This window comes from Spiroplasma endosymbiont of Clivina fossor (genome assembly GCF_964031115.1).
Taxonomy (GTDB): Bacteria; Bacillota_I; Bacilli_A; order Mycoplasmatales; family Nriv7; genus Nriv7.
The window spans coordinates 786,189-804,477 of the sequence record NZ_OZ035006.1 but is presented as its reverse complement, the minus strand read 5'-3'; the positions used below and the strand labels follow the sequence as shown (position 1 = coordinate 804,477).

24 protein-coding genes, 1 tRNA gene and 2 pseudogenes are annotated in these 18,289 nt (G+C 24.0%); 8 read left to right on the top strand and 19 right to left on the bottom strand.

The window, feature by feature from the left end; genetic code table 4:
- Positions 1-321: 321 nt before the first annotated feature.
- Positions 322-1,134 carry an IS1/IS1595 family N-terminal zinc-binding domain-containing protein gene (locus tag AAHM82_RS04875; protein ID WP_342264698.1) on the bottom strand — a complete coding sequence of 271 codons (813 nt, stop codon included), beginning with the start codon at positions 1,132-1,134 and terminating at the stop codon, positions 322-324.
- Positions 1,135-2,087: 953 nt separating this feature from the next.
- Between AAHM82_RS04875 and AAHM82_RS04870 the strand changes: the two genes are divergently transcribed.
- Positions 2,088-3,308, top strand: a complete 1,221-nt coding sequence (locus AAHM82_RS04870; RefSeq protein WP_342263365.1) for an IS256 family transposase — start codon at positions 2,088-2,090, stop codon at positions 3,306-3,308.
- A 98-nt stretch (positions 3,309-3,406) separates the two neighbouring features.
- Here the strand turns inward: AAHM82_RS04870 and AAHM82_RS13465 are convergent.
- The 5 genes and pseudogenes from AAHM82_RS13465 to AAHM82_RS04845 all read right to left on the bottom strand — a co-directional run.
- Positions 3,407-4,224, bottom strand: a protein-coding gene (locus AAHM82_RS13465) for an IS5 family transposase (protein WP_425288978.1) whose coding sequence is annotated in 2 segments (ribosomal slippage) — positions 3,407-3,834 and positions 3,834-4,224 — 819 coding nt in all. Because the reading frame shifts where the segments join, the coding sequence is not laid out codon by codon here.
- Positions 4,225-4,289: 65 nt separating this feature from the next.
- Positions 4,290-4,595, bottom strand: a pseudogene (locus tag AAHM82_RS04855) (transposase); the annotation flags it as partial.
- Positions 4,596-4,937: 342 nt separating this feature from the next.
- Positions 4,938-5,330 (bottom strand): transposase family protein, encoded by a 393-nt coding sequence (locus tag AAHM82_RS13460; protein WP_425289057.1) that lies wholly within the window; start codon positions 5,328-5,330, stop codon positions 4,938-4,940.
- Entirely contained in the window at positions 5,327-5,767 is a 441-nt protein-coding gene (locus AAHM82_RS13455) for a transposase family protein (protein WP_342263396.1), read from the bottom strand. The genes AAHM82_RS13460 and AAHM82_RS13455 overlap by 4 nt, the downstream gene beginning before the upstream one ends.
- Positions 5,768-5,897: 130 nt before the next feature.
- Positions 5,898-6,128: pseudogene (locus AAHM82_RS04845) on the bottom strand (aminoacyl--tRNA ligase-related protein); the annotation flags it as partial.
- A gap of 58 nt (positions 6,129-6,186) precedes the next feature.
- On the opposite strand from AAHM82_RS04845, the gene AAHM82_RS13450 reads away from it, so the two are divergent.
- A complete protein-coding gene (locus AAHM82_RS13450) occupies positions 6,187-6,627 on the top strand; it encodes a transposase family protein (RefSeq protein ID WP_342263396.1) in 441 nt (146 codons plus the stop codon).
- Positions 6,624-7,016, top strand: a complete 393-nt coding sequence (locus AAHM82_RS13445; protein WP_342264845.1) for a transposase family protein — start codon at positions 6,624-6,626, stop codon at positions 7,014-7,016. Before AAHM82_RS13450 ends, AAHM82_RS13445 begins: the two co-directional genes overlap by 4 nt.
- 144 nt (positions 7,017-7,160) lie before the next feature.
- Here AAHM82_RS13445 and AAHM82_RS04835 read toward each other — a convergent pair whose 3' ends face one another.
- Positions 7,161-7,442 (bottom strand): hypothetical protein, encoded by a 282-nt coding sequence (locus AAHM82_RS04835; RefSeq protein ID WP_342264694.1) that lies wholly within the window; start codon positions 7,440-7,442, stop codon positions 7,161-7,163.
- A 68-nt stretch (positions 7,443-7,510) separates the two neighbouring features.
- On the opposite strand from AAHM82_RS04835, the gene AAHM82_RS13440 reads away from it, so the two are divergent.
- Both AAHM82_RS13440 and AAHM82_RS13435 read left to right on the top strand, forming a co-directional pair.
- Positions 7,511-7,951, top strand: coding sequence for a helix-turn-helix domain-containing protein (locus AAHM82_RS13440; protein ID WP_425289000.1), 441 nt, complete (start codon positions 7,511-7,513; stop codon positions 7,949-7,951).
- On the top strand, positions 7,948-8,340 hold the full coding sequence (locus AAHM82_RS13435; RefSeq protein ID WP_342264845.1) for a transposase family protein: 393 nt from the start codon (positions 7,948-7,950) through the stop codon (positions 8,338-8,340). The genes AAHM82_RS13440 and AAHM82_RS13435 overlap by 4 nt, the downstream gene beginning before the upstream one ends.
- Positions 8,341-8,484: 144 nt before the next feature.
- On the opposite strand, the gene AAHM82_RS04825 is transcribed toward AAHM82_RS13435, so the two are convergent.
- The 3 genes from AAHM82_RS04825 to AAHM82_RS04815 are packed head-to-tail and all read right to left on the bottom strand — an operon-like array spanning position 8,485 to position 10,738.
- Positions 8,485-9,201, bottom strand: coding sequence for an acetyltransferase (locus tag AAHM82_RS04825; protein WP_342264692.1), 717 nt, complete (start codon positions 9,199-9,201; stop codon positions 8,485-8,487).
- Between the two features lie 15 nt (positions 9,202-9,216).
- Positions 9,217-9,798 (bottom strand): phospholipase D-like domain-containing protein, encoded by a 582-nt coding sequence (locus AAHM82_RS04820; protein WP_342264691.1) that lies wholly within the window; start codon positions 9,796-9,798, stop codon positions 9,217-9,219.
- A gap of 4 nt (positions 9,799-9,802) precedes the next feature.
- A complete protein-coding gene (locus AAHM82_RS04815) occupies positions 9,803-10,738 on the bottom strand; it encodes a phospholipase D-like domain-containing protein (RefSeq protein WP_342264690.1) in 936 nt (311 codons plus the stop codon).
- A gap of 131 nt (positions 10,739-10,869) precedes the next feature.
- Between AAHM82_RS04815 and AAHM82_RS13430 the strand changes: the two genes are divergently transcribed.
- Both AAHM82_RS13430 and AAHM82_RS13425 read left to right on the top strand, forming a co-directional pair.
- Positions 10,870-11,310, top strand: coding sequence for a transposase family protein (locus AAHM82_RS13430; protein ID WP_342263396.1), 441 nt, complete (start codon positions 10,870-10,872; stop codon positions 11,308-11,310).
- Positions 11,307-11,699 (top strand): transposase family protein, encoded by a 393-nt coding sequence (locus AAHM82_RS13425; protein ID WP_342264845.1) that lies wholly within the window; start codon positions 11,307-11,309, stop codon positions 11,697-11,699. The genes AAHM82_RS13430 and AAHM82_RS13425 overlap by 4 nt, the downstream gene beginning before the upstream one ends.
- Before the next feature lie 241 nt (positions 11,700-11,940).
- On the opposite strand, the gene AAHM82_RS04805 is transcribed toward AAHM82_RS13425, so the two are convergent.
- Positions 11,941-12,030, bottom strand: a tRNA-Ser gene (locus tag AAHM82_RS04805).
- Positions 12,031-12,177: 147 nt separating this feature from the next.
- Between AAHM82_RS04805 and AAHM82_RS04800 the strand changes: the two genes are divergently transcribed.
- A complete protein-coding gene (locus AAHM82_RS04800; protein WP_342264689.1) occupies positions 12,178-12,801 on the top strand; it encodes an IS1/IS1595 family N-terminal zinc-binding domain-containing protein in 624 nt (207 codons plus the stop codon).
- A 144-nt stretch (positions 12,802-12,945) separates the two neighbouring features.
- Here AAHM82_RS04800 and AAHM82_RS04795 read toward each other — a convergent pair.
- The 8 genes from AAHM82_RS04795 to AAHM82_RS04760 all read right to left on the bottom strand — a co-directional run bounded on the left by AAHM82_RS04795 (position 12,946) and on the right by AAHM82_RS04760 (position 18,249).
- Positions 12,946-13,775 (bottom strand): IS5 family transposase gene (locus AAHM82_RS04795; protein WP_425288999.1). Its coding sequence is split into 2 segments (ribosomal slippage): positions 12,946-13,403 and positions 13,403-13,775, totalling 831 coding nucleotides; the frame shifts between segments, so codons are not numbered across the junction.
- Between the two features lie 48 nt (positions 13,776-13,823).
- Positions 13,824-14,072 (bottom strand): FtsX-like permease family protein, encoded by a 249-nt coding sequence (locus tag AAHM82_RS04790; RefSeq protein WP_342264688.1) that lies wholly within the window; start codon positions 14,070-14,072, stop codon positions 13,824-13,826.
- A gap of 579 nt (positions 14,073-14,651) precedes the next feature.
- The gene (locus AAHM82_RS04785) at positions 14,652-15,149 is read right to left on the bottom strand and encodes a hypothetical protein (protein WP_342264687.1); all 498 of its coding nucleotides are present in this window, start codon (positions 15,147-15,149) and stop codon (positions 14,652-14,654) included.
- Positions 15,150-15,173: 24 nt separating this feature from the next.
- Positions 15,174-15,506 (bottom strand): hypothetical protein, encoded by a 333-nt coding sequence (locus tag AAHM82_RS04780; RefSeq protein ID WP_342264686.1) that lies wholly within the window; start codon positions 15,504-15,506, stop codon positions 15,174-15,176.
- A gap of 79 nt (positions 15,507-15,585) precedes the next feature.
- Positions 15,586-15,816 carry a hypothetical protein gene (locus AAHM82_RS04775; RefSeq protein WP_215825668.1) on the bottom strand — a complete coding sequence of 77 codons (231 nt, stop codon included), beginning with the start codon at positions 15,814-15,816 and terminating at the stop codon, positions 15,586-15,588.
- 164 nt (positions 15,817-15,980) lie between these two features.
- Positions 15,981-16,202 (bottom strand): hypothetical protein, encoded by a 222-nt coding sequence (locus AAHM82_RS04770; protein WP_342264685.1) that lies wholly within the window; start codon positions 16,200-16,202, stop codon positions 15,981-15,983.
- 151 nt (positions 16,203-16,353) lie between these two features.
- Positions 16,354-16,533, bottom strand: coding sequence for a hypothetical protein (locus AAHM82_RS04765; protein WP_342264684.1), 180 nt, complete (start codon positions 16,531-16,533; stop codon positions 16,354-16,356).
- A 528-nt stretch (positions 16,534-17,061) separates the two neighbouring features.
- Positions 17,062-18,249 (bottom strand): phosphoglycerate kinase, encoded by a 1,188-nt coding sequence (locus tag AAHM82_RS04760; RefSeq protein ID WP_342264683.1) that lies wholly within the window; start codon positions 18,247-18,249, stop codon positions 17,062-17,064.
- Between the last annotated feature and the right edge of the window lie 40 nt (positions 18,250-18,289).

Genomic DNA, 18,289 nt, shown 5'->3' with positions numbered 1-18,289 from the left:
TAAACTTAGCATACCCCTATATAGAAATTTCTACACTTTAATGTCCGCATCCTACCCTTGGAACTAATTTAATAGCGTGTATATTTTTAGGAAATCTACCCATTCATTTTTTTATTGCAAAACGAAACAAATTGCTATAGCTAATAGGGTGTTATCTATCAACTGGTAAACTTCTTTTGGTTATGGCGATGGCGACCACCCACAATTTATCGTGTCTTAATACATACCAACATTATTAATTCACTTGTATTTAATTTTCAAAGAACAAATTTTTAACACTTTATAAAATAAAAAGACAATCATTGCTGACTGTCTTAATACTTATTCAAATATTTTCCCACCTAACAAAACTTTATGCGTCCTAGAATTTGTTTGTTTTGCTACTAAAAAATATAATTTTTGCATATCAGAAGTAATAATTGAATTTTCGTTAATTAATTCTTTGTTCATATTTTCAATAACTCATTGTTTTTGTAAACGTTTGGTGTTTGTGGATTTAACATAAATATTGTTATTATTATCAATTGCCATTTGAATACAGCATTTAGTATTAGTTGCGAATGGGTCAAGGTGAATTCTTCGTGGATCAGTTTTATATTTGAAATTTCCTTTATGGATTTCTTTAATAAATGTTTCATTGATTTGAATTTTACCAGATAATTTTTTAAATTTTAATTGGGTATTTTCTAATTGTTTTGATTTCATTAATTTTTGACGATTATATCAAGCAGTTTTTAATGTAGTTTTAATAAAACGAGAAATTGTTTTACTAGATTGCCCCAGCAATGAAATTTGAATCAATAAATTTCATTGTTCATAATTTAAATGACTTCAATAAATAAAATGATTACGAAAAGCGTCAAAACTTGCACGGCAATTTTTACATAAATATTTTTGTTTTCCTTCTGAATTATGTCCATTTTTAACGCAATGGTAAGATTCACATTTAGGGCATTTAATACCTTGCGCTCTAAATTTTTGATCAATTTCATTTAACCGTTTTTGTTTTTGTTTTTTTTTATTAATTCTGCTTGTTGTTTGACTTTTTCATAAAATTCTAAAAATTGATCATCTGTTAAAGTATTTACTAGTTCTTGAATTATTTTTTCCATAATTATTATCCACCTCTATCATATTAAAAATATACCTAAAATTAAGTATATTCAATAAATATCAAGAGTTTTCGACAAAATTAAAAAAAAAATAATCATTTACTATAAATTATTTCAATATTCAAATTAAGTATATATTTCTTATGTATGATTTTTGTTGTAAAAAATTTTTAATGTTGTTTTTATAAGCATTTTACTTAGTTTTTATAACCTTTTATTAAGATTATGTTTGTTAATATTAAATATTTTGTTTTATTACTTATTTTTCAAATAAAACGATAATTAAATTGTAGTTACTTTTCTTTCAAAATTAATCAAATATTTTTCCACCTAACAAAACTTTACGCGCCCAATTACAATTTAGTCTTAAAGAAGCCTTAATTCATTATCATGGTTTAGGTTTTACTAATATTCAAAATTATTTAAATCTCTGAAAATGAAAATACCAACATAAGGGTTTAACTCCAAACCAACAAACAGCGATATTATATTTTAATGTATAAAAAAGTTAAAGTAAAAATAGTAATTTTACATAAAAGCCTTTTAAAATTATCAAGTTGATGATTTTTTTTATTTTATCAAGAGTTTTCGACAAAATTAAAAAAAGTCGTTATCATTAACAAAATAAAAGTAGTATAAGTAAGAAAACGATTCAAAAGATATCATTGATAATAGTCACTAGCAGTTAAAAATGGCCGGTTCTACAGCGGATAAAACTTAATCATAATAAATAATACTTCACTTAAATAAAGAACAGCAACAATGCTAACACCAATAGCTCAAATTAACGCTGAAAACTCCAATGGGGCTGCTTTATAATTATATGTAAAATAATAAAGTGTTCAAATGACTAAAAAGTGACTAAAAAACAATAATATATTAGTCAAAAATCAAATTAACAACATTGGAGCCTGTCCAAAATTCTGTGTCTCGATAATTCATTCTGAATTATACTTAAAAGAAGGAGAACAGAAAATGACAAAAAAAATAAAAAAAGAACCTGACGCAATTGATAAAGTTGTTGATTATTTTTTAGAAAATATTGATAATCCACAAGATTTATTTAAAGGCAATACTATTTTTCAGGAATTTACCAAAAAATTAACTGAACGAATGTTAAATACGGAAATTAAAGATTATCTTGAAACTGATGAGAATCATAATAAAAGAAATGGCAACACACAAAAAACCATTATTACTAAAAATGGTTCAATCGCAATTGATGTACCAAGAGATCGAAATAGTACTTTTGAACCAGTAATTATTCCAAAAAGACAAAGAAGATTTGATAACTTTGATCAAAAAGTAATTTCTTTATATGCAAGAGGAATGACAATTTCTGATATCAAAGCACAATTGCAAGAATTCTATCACGGAGCAGAAATTTCAGAAAGTTTAATTAGTCAAATAACTGATGATGTTATTGAAGAAGTTAAAATGTGACAAACTAAACCTTTAGAGAAGATTTATCCGATTGTTTATTTTGATTGTATTGTTGTTAAAGTAAAGCAAGATAAACGAATAATAAATAAAGCAGTTTATCTTGCCTTAGGAATTAATTTAGATGGTTTAAAAGATATTTTAGGAATGTGAATTAGTGAGAATGAGGGAGCCAAATTTTGACTTAATAATCTTACGGAAATGAAAAATCGTGGGTTACAAGATATTCTTGTTGCTTGTAGTGATAATTTAACTGGGATGTCTGATGCAATAGAAGCTGTTTTCCCAAAAACACAGCATCAATTATGCATTGTTCATCAAATTCGCAATAGTTTAAAATTTGTTCCTTACAAAGATCGCAAACTTGTAGCTAATGATTTAAAATCAATTTATACAGCAATTAATGAAGAAATAGCGTTAATTGCTTTAGATCATTTTTCAGAAAAATGAAATAAAAAGTATCCACAAATTACTAAATCATGAAAAAATAACTGAAATAATTTAATAATTTTTCTTGAATATCCTCAGGAATTTAGAAGAATTATTTACACAACTAATGCGATTGAATCTGTTAATAGTCAATTAAGAAAAGTCATTAAGAATAAAAAGATTTTTCCTAATGACGCATCAGTTTTTAAAATATTTTATTTAGCATTTCAAAATATGGTTAAGAAATGAACGATGCCAATTCAAAATTGGGGTAGTGCAATTTCACATTTAATGATAAAATTTGAGGACAGAGTGAATTTAAGTTAATTACTTAGAGACACAGTTAATTGTACAGTCCCTAACATTGAACGATTATATGCAAAAAACATTTTATTTTCCTCTTTAGACTTGGTACATAACTATAACTAGCTTAATTCAAAATTATATATTCCTGAAATTAAGTTAAATCGTAATCCAAATCTTCTAATCTTATTGCGATAACGATAAACTAGTATTTTAAATCTTTTTAATCTAGCAAAAACATGTTCAATGACAATTCTAACTTTACTTAAAAAGCTATTATATTCCTTTTTATCTGGATTTAAAGGATTATTTTTACTCTTTTTAATTGGCAATAATGTATTTTTATGAACATTTTGCAAACCTTGATATCCTGAATCGGCAATTAATTCTAATTTTGGATTTATAAGTGTATTTGATTTTAAAAATAACTTATAATCATGAGTACTGCCATAACAAAAATCTACTGAAATAATTTTATTGTTAAATAAATCAATAATTATTTGCGATTTTAATGAATGTTGCCTTTTCTTACCAGAAAATAATAATTTTAGTTTTTTTTAATTCTTTCAATTGGAATTTCTGTAGCATCAATTGCTAATAAATTATTAGTAGTACCCTTATTTTCTAATAATATCTTTTTGCCAGGTATATGAAAGTGACTATTTTTTATTAGAGTATTTTCAACTCAAAAGATATTACGAATACAACTAACATGACTAATATTATATTTTTTTGCAATAATACGATATGTACTATATTCTTTTCAGTATTCTAAAGTCATAAGTAATCTTTGCTCTATTGATAATTTATTTGGTCTACCACCAATTTGTTTTTGTTTAGCTTCACCTTCTTTTAAAATTTCTACCATTTTCATGAAAGTTTTATATTTTATGCCTATTAAACTATAAAATTCGTTTTCGTCTTTGTATTTATCTAACATTTGTACTTCACCTAGGAAATAATATTATCAAAATAGTAGATAAAATTAAAGGTTATGTACCAAGTCTTTTGTCTTTTCGGAATAATTACTGGTTCAAAAGTACTATTTCGATCTCTTGGTACATCAATTGCGATTGAACCATTTTTAGTAATAATGGTTTTTTGTGTGTTGCCATTTCTTTTATTATGATTCTCATCAGTTTCAAGATAATCTTTAATTTCCGTATTTAACATTCGTTCAGTTAATTTTTTGGTAAATTCCTGAAAAATAGTATTGCCTTTAAATAAATCTTGTGGATTATCAATATTTTCTAAAAAATAATCAACAACTTTATCAATTGCGTCAGGTTCTTTTTTTATTTTTTTTGTCATTTTCTGTTCTCCTTCTTTTAAGTATAATTCAGAATGAATTATCGAGACACAGAATTTTGGACAGGCCCAAGTAAAAAAAAAAAAAATATAAATTAATATATATTAGTGAAAATTTAATAATATTAATAATTTTTATTGTGTAAAAATTCAATAATATGATAGAATGGTAATAGACTTCTTGCAAAATTAATATGATAATTATAATTTTTAAATTTAAAATAAATATAAAAGTGTTATTAAAATAATTTTTAGATTATTTTTACAAATATTTTGTCATTAAAACATAATAAAAATTATTATTTACAATAAAAAAAGACTGAAATTTTAAATTATCAAATATATTTAAACTAATAGTTGTAAATTATAAATTGAAGCTATTAAATTAAATCTTAAAGCAAATCTTTTTCTACGATTTCGATATTTTTCACTAATAATTTTAAATTTTTTAAGTATAGCAAAAACATTTTCAATAACAATTCTCATTTTTGAAATTCGCTCATTATTTTGCTTTTCTTCTTTATTTAAAGGGTTTTTCTTTGATTTTCTTTTAGGAATTAAAACATTATGATTAATTTTTTGTATGCCTTGATAACCTAAATCCACTAAAACAGTTGTTTCTGGTAAAAATTTAATTTTTGAATCTTTTAAAATTTTAAAGTCATGGTTTTTACCATAAGAAAAATCAGAACTAATATTTTTTTTACTATCTTTTTCAATTATAACTTGTGTTTTTATTGTGTGTTTTTTCTTTTTTCCTGAGTAGTGCTGTTTTTGTCTTTTTTTGGGCGTTGGATTTGGCTTTCAGTTACATCAATTATAACAGTCTTATCTTTGAAATAATCTTTTAATAGTGATTTTTGACCAGTAAGTTGTTGAAAATTAGGGTGTTTTATTAAAGTGTCTTCAATTCATTTGATATTTCTATAACAACTACTTTCACTAATATCATAACTTTTTGCAATATGAAAATAAGTTCTATATTCTCTTCAATATTCTAAAGTCATTAAAATACGATTTTCTAATGATAATTTATTGGTTCTTCCGCGACGAAATCTCTTTTTTAATTCTTCTATTTTTAAAATTTCTAGCATTTTATTAAAAGTAGTATGTTTAATACCAGTTAATCTTAAAAAATTTTTATCACTTATTTGATTATTTTTTTTAAATTTCATTTAAATTCCACCTTTTTATTAAAAACAACAATTCAATTATATTTTAAATTAATTTTGCAAGAAGTCTAATATCTCGGCCTTTAAAAACATTAAGATAAATTAATTCTTCTTGCAAAAAAACAGAGCCTGTCCAAAATTCTGTTGTTCTTAAAAAAGGTCTTGTTGTTTTTTCTCAACGAATAACATTCGCTCATTGATTATATTTTAATGGTAAATCCTTATAACTAGAAATATTTTTTGAAAAATATGTCCCAAACAAAACTTCAGAAGTTGGTCTAATAACCAACGGTTCATCTAAATTTTTGTCACCCACTTTGGTAACAATAGCACATTCAGGGGCAAAGCCTTGAATAGACTTCTTGCAAAATTAATTTAAAATATAATTGAATTGTTGTTTTTAATAAAAAGGTGGAATTTAAATGAAATTTAAAAAAAATAATCAAATAAGTGATAAAAATTTTTTAAGATTAACTGGTATTAAACATACTACTTTTAATAAAATGCTAGAAATTTTAAAAATAGAAGAATTAAAAAAGAGATTTCGTCGCGGAAGAACCAATAAATTATCATTAGAAAATCGTATTTTAATGACTTTAGAATATTGAAGAGAATATAGAACTTATTTTCATATTGCAAAAAGTTATGATATTAGTGAAAGTAGTTGTTATAGAAATATCAAATGAATTGAAGACACTTTAATAAAACACCCTAATTTTCAACAACTTACTGGTCAAAAATCACTATTAAAAGATTATTTCAAAGATAAGACTGTTATAATTGATGTAACTGAAAGCCAAATCCAACGCCCAAAAAAAGACAAAAACAGCACTACTCAGGAAAAAAGAAAAAACACACAATAAAAACACAAGTTATAATTGAAAAAGATAGTAAAAAAATTATTAGTTCTGATTTTTCTTATGGTAAAAACCATGACTTTAAAATTTTAAAAGATTCAAAAATTAAATTTTTACCAGAAACAACTGTTTTAGTGGATTTAGGTTATCAAGGCATACAAAAAATTAATCATAATGTTTTAATTCCTAAAAGAAAATCAAAGAAAAACCCTTTAAATAAAGAAGAAAAGCAAAATAATGAGCGAATTTCAAAAATGAGAATTGTTATTGAAAATGTTTTTGCTATACTTAAAAAATTTAAAATTATTAGTGAAAAATATCGAAATCGTAGAAAAAGATTTGCTTTAAGATTTAATTTAATAGCTTCAATTTATAATTTACAACTATTAGTTTAAATATATTTGATAATTTAAAATTTCAGTCTTTTTTTATTGTAAATAATAATTTTTATTATGTTTTAATGACAAAATATTTGTAAAAATAATCTAAAAATTATTTTAATAACACTTTTATATTTATTTTAAATTTAAAAATTATAATTATCATATTAATTTTGCAAGAAGTCTAATATGTTCCTTTTCTTGATTCAATAAACTCTCAGGAATTAATAAAGGCATATAAACATCTTGAATTTCAACTTCTAAAAATTTGGTTTCTAAATTTTTCACAATATTTTTTCAAATTGCATAACCATGCGGTTTTAAAATTGGTGCTCCTTTAACTACTCCATAATCAATTAGATTACCATTTACAATCAAATCAGTATATCATTGACTAAAATTTTCCTCCAACGATGTAATTTTATTAAGATTTTTATTCATTAGACTTCTTGCAAAATTAATTTAAAATATAATTGAATTGTTGTTTTTAATAAAAAGGTGGAATTTAAATGAAATTTAAAAAAAATAATCAAATAAGTGATAAAAATTTTTTAAGATTAACTGGTATTAAACATACTACTTTTAATAAAATGCTAGAAATTTTAAAAATAGAAGAATTAAAAAAGAGATTTCGTCGCGGAAGAACCAATAAATTATCATTAGAAAATCGTATTTTAATGACTTTAGAATATTGAAGAGAATATAGAACTTATTTTCATATTGCAAAAAGTTATGATATTAGTGAAAGTAGTTGTTATAGAAATATCAAATGAATTGAAGACGCTTTAATAAAACACCCTAATTTTCAACAACTTACTGGTCAAAAATCACTATTAAAAGATTATTTCAAAGATAAGACTGTTATAATTGATGTAACTGAAAGCCAAATCCAACACCCAAAAAAAGACAAAAACAGCACTACTCAGGAAAAAAGAAAAAACACACAATAAAAACACAAGTTATAATTGAAAAAGATAGTAAAAAAATTATTAGTTCTGATTTTTCTTATGGTAAAAACCATGACTTTAAAATTTTAAAAGATTCAAAAATTAAATTTTTACCAGAAACAACTGTTTTAGTGGATTTAGGTTATCAAGGCATACAAAAAATTAATCATAATGTTTTAATTCCTAAAAGAAAATCAAAGAAAAACCCTTTAAATAAAGAAGAAAAGCAAAATAATGAGCGAATTTCAAAAATGAGAATTGTTATTGAAAATGTTTTTGCTATACTTAAAAAATTTAAAATTATTAGTGAAAAATATCGAAATCGTAGAAAAAGATTTGCTTTAAGATTTAATTTAATAGCTTCAATTTATAATTTACAACTATTAGTTTAAATATATTTGATAATTTAAAATTTCAGTCTTTTTTTATTGTAAATAATAATTTTTATTATGTTTTAATGACAAAATATTTGTAAAAATAATCTAAAAATTATTTTAATAACACTTTTATATTTATTTTAAATTTAAAAATTATAATTATCATATTAATTTTGCAAGAAGTCTATTAACTTTTAACTTCTTTCCTTTAATTCCTTCAATAATATCTTTATCACCATAAAATATTTTAATATCAATTTGTTGATAAGAAACATATTGTTGTAATCTTTTATATATTTCCATATCTTTAATTAAAATTGCTCTAATAGCATTAACACTAATTGGTTCATTAACGATAACTCGTTGCAAATTATTATTAAACTCTCAATCTTTTTTAGTATTTTCATATAATTTGACTAAATCAATATAAAAAATTGCCACCGTAGTTAAATCAATCTTATTTTCTAAGCATCAACTTCAAAATTGATGACGACTACTAGTAGATAATTCTAATTCAAGATGATCATCTTTTTCTAAATATGTTCAAACAATATACTTTTCATTTTCTTTAAGTTTCTTAGATTTTACCGGTTTAATTCCTTGCTCTAAAATATAAAAAATATTAGCAATGGAACTATAAAAATAAAAATGATCAACCTTTTGTAATAATAATTGCTTAATAATTCTTTTAGTAGCATTTCGTGTTCATCCAAAATGAATATCAACTTTATTAACTGTTGGAACACTTTTTGAAAATAAATGTTTAAAAAAACCTCGTCTTTCTTTAACTTCCGGTTTTTTTTCTAAACTTACAGGAGAATCTTGTTTTTCTAACTGCTTAGCAATTTTTTTATTAATTTTTTTCGTTTTTTGCATTATTACTTTCCTTTCCTAAAATAAGGGATCAAAAATTTTAACAATTGGTAAAATCATTATCCGATAAAATCAATTTTTTTTCTTTAACGGTGATGTCGTTAAAAGAATACTTCTTTCAATATCTCATAAATAATTCTTTTCTAGTTGCTTATTAGCATCCCCATAAAGAATAACAATAGTTTGATGATCGTGATAAAGACTACGAAAATCTAAATTAGTTGATCCAATAATGACTAAATTATCATCAATTAATGCTGTTTTTGAATGATTAAAAATCTTACTCATTTCATAAATTTTTATCCCCGAATTAAATAATTCATCATAATATGAACGACTAATATCAAGAATAAAAAATTTATCAGTTTTTCCTGGCATTAATAATCGCACATCAACACCTGACTTAGCAGCATTTTTTAATGCCGTCACAATATCATCAGTCGGGATAAAATACGGCGTCGATAACCAAACACGACTTTTAGCACTAGAAATAACTTTAACATAAATATCCTTTTGAATCGTTTCATAAGTATTGGGGCCATCATCAATAACCTGAACAATATTACTAGTTTTACCATCATATGGTTCATTTTTTAACAATTTCTTATCAAACCACTAACGACTCGCCAGTTGTAAAATATCAATCCTGTAAAAATATTAACTCTAAACTACAAACAGCACTACCTTGCAAACGAACTTGACTATCGCGTCAAAAGCCATATTTAGAACTTAAATGACAATAAGCATCACCAACATTAATGCCTCCCGTATAACCAATCTTGCCATCAATAATAACATCTTTACGATGATTACGATAATTATTACGACCACTAATAAAAGGTAAATTTATCGGTGAAAATCTTTTTAAATGAACGCCAGCGCGTTTTAATTTCTGAATTGTATCATGATAAACTGTAAAAAAACTTCCAGCATGATCATAAATTAAGCGAATATTAACGCCTTGATAAGTTTTTTTAATTAATAACTGTGTCAAATATTTTAAAACTTCACCATCATCTAAAATGAAATAATTAATATGAATATAATTTTCAGCACTTTCTAAGTCTTTAAATAACAACGAAAACTTTTCAATTCCATTAGTTATTAAATCAACTTTCGTATGATTATATAGTGGTCTTTGTGATATATTAGTAGTCAAATGTAAAATACTTCGTTCTTCTTTAATTTGATTTTTTAAAAAGTTATTCGTATAATTAAAATCCTCTTTAGCATAAAAATCTTGATATTTTTTTAAATAAAACTTTTGTGCTTTCGTATAACGATAAGTTCGACCAAAAATAATAAAGATTATAATACCAACAATTGGTAACGCATACACAGCAATAATTCAAGAAATTTTTGTTCGTGCTGGTCGGTTGGAAACAAAAATAATTAATGCTGTTAAAGTTCCAAATGAAATTGTTACTACACCAATAATTCATAATCAATCAATATATTTAGCAATAATAAAAATACAAGTCACCAATAAAAGTACTAAAAGAACAAAAGTAATTGCTAAACGCATTTTTTTATTTAACATTAATTTAAGTCCACCTTATAAATAAAATATTGTTTTTTTAAATATGTATTAATTTTATCTTAATAGACTTCTTGCAAAATTAATTTAAAATATAATTGAATTGTTGTTTTTAATAAAAAGGTGGAATTTAAATGAAATTTAAAAAAAATAATCAAATAAGTGATAAAAATTTTTTAAGATTAACTGGTATTAAACATACTACTTTTAATAAAATGCTAGAAATTTTAAAAATAGAAGAATTAAAAAAGAGATTTCGTCGCGGAAGAACCAATAAATTATCATTAGAAAATCGTATTTTAATGACTTTAGAATATTGAAGAGAATATAGAACTTATTTTCATATTGCAAAAAGTTATGATATTAGTGAAAGTAGTTGTTATAGAAATATCAAATGAATTGAAGACACTTTAATAAAACACCCTAATTTTCAACAACTTACTGGTCAAAAATCACTATTAAAAGATTATTTCAAAGATAAGACTGTTATAATTGATGTAACTGAAAGCCAAATCCAACGCCCAAAAAAAGACAAAAACAGCACTACTCAGGAAAAAAGAAAAAACACACAATAAAAACACAAGTTATAATTGAAAAAGATAGTAAAAAAATTATTAGTTCTGATTTTTCTTATGGTAAAAACCATGACTTTAAAATTTTAAAAGATTCAAAAATTAAATTTTTACCAGAAACAACTGTTTTAGTGGATTTAGGTTATCAAGGCATACAAAAAATTAATCATAATGTTTTAATTCCTAAAAGAAAATCAAAGAAAAACCCTTTAAATAAAGAAGAAAAGCAAAATAATGAGCGAATTTCAAAAATGAGAATTGTTATTGAAAATGTTTTTGCTATACTTAAAAAATTTAAAATTATTAGTGAAAAATATCGAAATCGTAGAAAAAGATTTGCTTTAAGATTTAATTTAATAGCTTCAATTTATAATTTACAACTATTAGTTTAAATATATTTGATAATTTAAAATTTCAGTCTTTTTTTATTGTAAATAATAATTTTTATTATGTTTTAATGACAAAATATTTGTAAAAATAATCTAAAAATTATTTTAATAACACTTTTATATTTATTTTAAATTTAAAAATTATAATTATCATATTAATTTTGCAAGAAGTCTAATATCACAAAAAAACAACTTTACAATAAGTAAAGTTGTTAACAACAAATATCAAATTATTTAAAATTAATGGCGGAGCAGACGAGATTCGAACTCGTGCGCCAATTGCTTGACCTAACTCCTTAGCAGGGAGCCCTCTTAACCACTTGAGTACTGCTCCATAGTGATTAACACACATAAATAATTATATCTAAAATTTAAAAAAAATAACATCCAAAATTTTTTTTAATTTTGTCGAAAACTCTTGATATTTATTGAATATACTTAATTTTAGGTATATTTTTAATGATAGAGGTGGATAATAATTATGGAAAAAATAATTCAAGAACTAGTAAATACTTTAACAGATGATCAATTTTTAGAATTTTATGAAAAAGTCAAACAACAAGCAGAATTAATAAAAAAACAAAAACGTTTAAATGAAATTGATCAAAAATTTAGAGCGCAAGGTATTAAATGCCCTAAATGTGAATCCTACCATTGCGTTAAAAATGGACATAATTCAGAAGGAAAACAAAAATGTTTATGTAAAAATTGCCGTGCAAGTTTTGACGCTTTTCGTAATCATTTTATTTATTGAAGTCATTTAAATTATGAACAATGAAATTTATTGATTCAAATTTCATTGCTGGGGCAATCTAGTAAAACAATTTCTCGTTTTATTAAAACTACATTAAAAACTGCTTGATATAATCGTCAAAAATTAATGAAATCAAAACAATTAGAAAATACCCAATTAAAATTTAAAAAATTATCTGGTAAAATCCAAATCGATGAAACATTTATTAAAGAAATCCATAAAGGAAATTTCAAATATAAAACTGATCCACGAAGAATTCACCTTGACCCATTCGCAACTAATACTAAATGCTGTATTCAAATGGCAATTGATAATAATAACAATAGACTTCTTGCAAAATTAATATGATAATTATAATTTTTAAATTTAAAATAAATATAAAAGTGTTATTAAAATAATTTTTAGATTATTTTTACAAATATTTTGTCATTAAAACATAATAAAAATTATTATTTACAATAAAAAAAGACTGAAATTTTAAATTATCAAATATATTTAAACTAATAGTTGTAAATTATAAATTGAAGCTATTAAATTAAATCTTAAAGCAAATCTTTTTCTACGATTTCGATATTTTTCACTAATAATTTTAAATTTTTTAAGTATAGCAAAAACATTTTCAATAACAATTCTCATTTTTGAAATTCGCTCATTATTTTGCTTTTCTTCTTTATTTAAAGGGTTTTTCTTTGATTTTCTTTTAGGAATTAAAACATTATGATTAATTTTTTGTATGCCTTGATAACCTAAATCCACTAAAACAGTTGTTTCTGGTAAAAATTTAATTTTTGAATCTTTTAAAATTTTAAAGTCATGGTTTTTACCATAAGAAAAATCAGAACTAATAATTTTTTTACTATCTTTTTCAATTATAACTTGTGTTTTTATTGTGTGTTTTTTCTTTTTTCCTGAGTAGTGCTGTTTTTGTCTTTTTTTGGGCGTTGGATTTGGCTTTCAGTTACATCAATTATAACAGTCTTATCTTTGAAATAATCTTTTAATAGTGATTTTTGACCAGTAAGTTGTTGAAAATTAGGGTGTTTTATTAAAGTGTCTTCAATTCATTTGATATTTCTATAACAACTACTTTCACTAATATCATAACTTTTTGCAATATGAAAATAAGTTCTATATTCTTTTCAATATTCTAAAGTCATTAAAATACGATTTTCTAATGATAATTTATTGGTTCTTCCGCGACGAAATCTCTTTTTTAATTCTTCTATTTTTAAAATTTCTAGCATTTTATTAAAAGTAGTATGTTTAATACCAGTTAATCTTAAAAAATTTTTATCACTTATTTGATTATTTTTTTTAAATTTCATTTAAATTCCACCTTTTTATTAAAAACAACAATTCAATTATATTTTAAATTAATTTTGCAAGAAGTCTAATATAAAGATTGTTGCTGTTGTTCAAGATAGTAGTACACCACCAATAAAACCAATTAATACGGAAGGAAGAAACATTGTCAGAATTAAGTTATTAATTGTTCAATATTTGTAACCTTGAATTTGTAATATTGCCATCATTTTTGAAAATTGATCTAATGATCAACTAGTAATCATGGTAATGATAATAATTGCAATAATAATGGCATTAGTAATAAATATCGCAATCATACTAGCAGCAACGGTAGCGATTTTTTTAATTAACTCTTGTTTAGTTGATAATAAATCATAGTTGTCAACAGCATTTGTATATGCTCATCCGTCAGCACTATTATATAAACCAATTGTGGAAAATGTTGAATATCTTGTTGTAATATCAATAAGTTCGTGATTGCTTGAATAACGACCATTAGATCATAAAGCAATGTTATTAAAAGGGTCTTTTTGATAAATATGGACGCATAAATTTTTGTTAGGTGGGTAAAGATTTGAATAATTTTGAAAGAAAAGTAATTACAATTTAATTATCATTTTATTTGAAAAATAAGTAATAAAACAAAATATTTAATATTAACAAAACATAATCTCAATAAAAGGTTATAAAAACTAAGTAAAATGCTTATAAAAACAACATTAAAATAATTTTTTACAACAAAAATCATACATAAGAAATATATACTTAATTTGCATATTGAAATAATTTATAGTAAATGATTATTTTTTCTTTTTTAAAAAATACCTAAGAAAACTAAACGCGACCATTTTACATAAAAGCCTTTTAAAATTATCAAGTTGATGATTTTTTTTATTTTATCAAGAGTTTTCGACAAAATTAAAATTATTTTTTTCTCAATCTGTTCCTTCTAAAAATAAATTGGTTTCATCTCATAGAAGTAAGGTCTTATCTGGCAATACTGGATAATCAAAGTTTAATAATCCCATATGCCCTAAACTTAATTTTTGAGTTTCTAGTAATGGAAATGTTGAGGCGATGTGATATTTTTTCTTTTTTAGTAATTTTGATGCGTATACTAGAAAGGCTGTTTTTCCAGTTCCTAATGAACCAATCACAATATTTAATGGTGAATTTTTTAAGAAATTAATAACTTTGTTAATTTGTGTTAAATTACTGATTTTAAAAAGAAAAATTAAAATACAACCTGCTAAAAATAAATAGCTCACAATGTTTTTAAAATAACCGTTGTAAATATATCAAATTGCTCCCCAATGTCATAAAATTAAAAATGAGGTGCGATTTAATTCAATAAAATGGTTATTTTTTTCTATTATTCATTTGCAAAATTTCATCTTGCACCTCACTTTATTTTTTTATTAGCGTACTGCTCCAAGTAGTTTTTCAAACATTTTAAAGCAAATAAAGAATATTGCCAAAATAAATGGAAAAATGAATATTCAGTAGTCAGCAAAGAAGTTACCGACTTGTGGCATATTAACAGCAATAATTTCTCACATTTTAGTAAATGCCGTTATAATTGCATTTCATAATTTAGTCGTCGCGTCACTAGCTGTTATTTTTTCTACTGTTGCTGGTGCATCGGCCAAGAAAGTTCCAATCATATAATCACCCCCTTTCTTTTTAAAACATTCATCATTTATATTCAAAGTTTTTCTTAAATTTGCTAAAACCACGATTAACCTTAACACGATTGTATTTTTTTTCTAATTAATTTTGAATTTCTTTGGGAATGCATCACAATGTAACTTCTTGACATTAATTTTGTTTCTATCTAAATACTGATATGGTTTTTCAAAGCAGCATTAGAATAAATCACACCATAATCGCTGTTAAGAATCAAAAAGCAATGTTTGCTATTAAAAGTCAAAGTGGTGCTTCGGTTAATTTAATTTCTTTACCACCAGTAATGTGAGCCGGAATAGTTGTAATTTGAATAAATAAATCTCAGAAAGTTTGTTTAATTTGTTCTCAATTAAATTCTTTTAAGTTTATTGTCATTTTTTATCTCCCAAAAATCATTTTTATTGGTAAATACATAATTGAAATTAATGCGAAAAGAAAAGTAATGATAATAATTAATCCGGCAATAAACGCAACTTGTGCAGGCATTTTTTCTATCGGAACAAACAGTTCTAAGAATTCCATAATAATTTTTCAAAACATTATTTTTTATCCGCGCTATTTTCTTTTGAATTGGGAGCTTTAACTCATTCTTCAAAGCGAGCAATAAATACTTTTTCGTCTTTTGTAAAATTACCAGTATTATTTTTAATGGCATTTTTATATTTAATTCGCATTTTTATTTTGGCATAAATTTTATAAGCAAAATATGCCAATAGCATTATGCAAATGATAATAAATATTATTCCAATCGCAATATTCATTTTTTAACTCCTTTAAAATAGTTATAATTTATATCTTTTTTGTTGTTTTCTTTTTCGGCAATGAAAAAACCTAATAATTCTTGTCCTTTAATTAATTTGGTTTCTTTTTCTTTTTGATTAATCGAAATTACTTGATATTTACTGTCTTTTATTATTCCAATGCAAATTGAATTTTCATATTTTCCTTTATAAACAAATCGTTTTGGAAACCAAATGCCGATTTGTTCATTAAATCACGGTATTTTTTTGGGGCTTTAATAAGCATTGCGTTTTGTGTTTCTTTTAGGAGATATTTTTTAGTATTTAAGAAAATGTTTTCAATATTTTTCATAGTAAATTACCTTTCTTATGAATAAACTAAGTTATATTAACTAAGTTAACTAACTTAGTTTTTTAAACACTTATATATCGCAGATTTAAGTGTTTAACAGGCTTTGTTAGTGAATTTTGTTTTTTAATTAGATAAAAAAAATATTTTAATAATTTTAAACTTAGCATACCCCTATATAGAAATTTCTACACTTTAATATCCGCATCCTACCCTTGGAACTAATTTAATAGCGTGTATATTTTTAGGAAATCCACCCATTCATTTTTTTATTGCAAAACGAAACAAATTGCTATAGCTAATAGGATGTTATCTATTAACTGGTAAACTTCTTTTGGTTATGGCGACCACCCACAATTTATCGTGTCTTAATACATACCAACATTATTAATTCACTTGTATTTAATTTTCAAAGAACAAATTTTTAACATCTTATAAAATAAAAAGACAATCATTGCTGACTGTCTTAATACTTATTCAAATCTTTAACTACCTAACAAAACTTTATGCGTCCTACATTAATAACATTAATTATTTCTCTTGAATAACTTCAATAGCTGGTAACGGTTTACCCTCTAATAATTCCAAACTAGCTCCACCACCAGTTGAAATATAACTAAACTTATCTTTAAAACCTAACTGAATTGCTGCTGCTACTGAATCACCACCACCAACAATACTAAAAACATTATTTAAATGAGCAATTGTTTCACAAATTGCTAGTGTTCCCTTACTAAAATTTTTCATCTCAAAAACGCCAACTGGACCATTTCAAATAATAGTTTTAGCTTCTTTAATATAGTCATTAAATAATGTTATTGTTTTTTCACCAATATCCATTCCCATATAATCATCAGTAATATTAGCATCAGCACTATTAATTCCAGACTGATCAACAAACTCTTTACTCATCAAATGATCAACCGGTAAAATTATTTTACCTTTTGCTTTTTGTAAATACTGTTTAGCTAATTCTATTTTATCTTCTTCAATTAAAGACTTGCCAATATTAAATTCTTGCGCTTTTAAAAAAGTAAAACTCATTGCCCCACCAATAATTATTTTATCAGCTACCTTTAAAAGATGATCAATAACACCAATCTTATCAGATACTTTTGCTCCTCCTAAAATTACAACAACAGGTCGCTCAGGATTAATAATCGCTTTATTTAACATCGCTAACTCTTTTTGCACTAATAAACCAATACACGATTCATTAATATTAGTTGCGATACCAACATTAGAGGCATGTTCACGATGGGCTGTGCCAAAAGCATCATTAACAAACACATCACCTAAACTTGCTCAATACTTACCTAAACTAGCATCATTATTAGATTCCCTGTTATTTTCTAAATCAGCAAAACGCGTATTTTCCATTAATAAAACTTGTTTATTTTCTAAACTATTAATTGCTGTTTGCAACGTTGCCCCACTAATTTCACCAACAAAGTTTACTTCGGTACCTAATAACTCTGCTAAGCGCTTTGCTACTGGTTTTAATGAATATTTTTTTAAATCTTCTGACCGCTTTATTCTTCCCAAATGTGATAATAAAATAACTTTAGCATCGTGGTCTAATAAATATTTAATTGTTAGGATAGCACTAATAATACGATTATCATCACTAATAACACCAGCAACTAATGGCACATTAAAATCTACGCGGACTAATACTTTTTTATCTTTAAAATTAATATCTGCTAATGTTTTTTTCATATGAATTTAATTTTCCTTTCCAATAATAAAAACTAAGGTA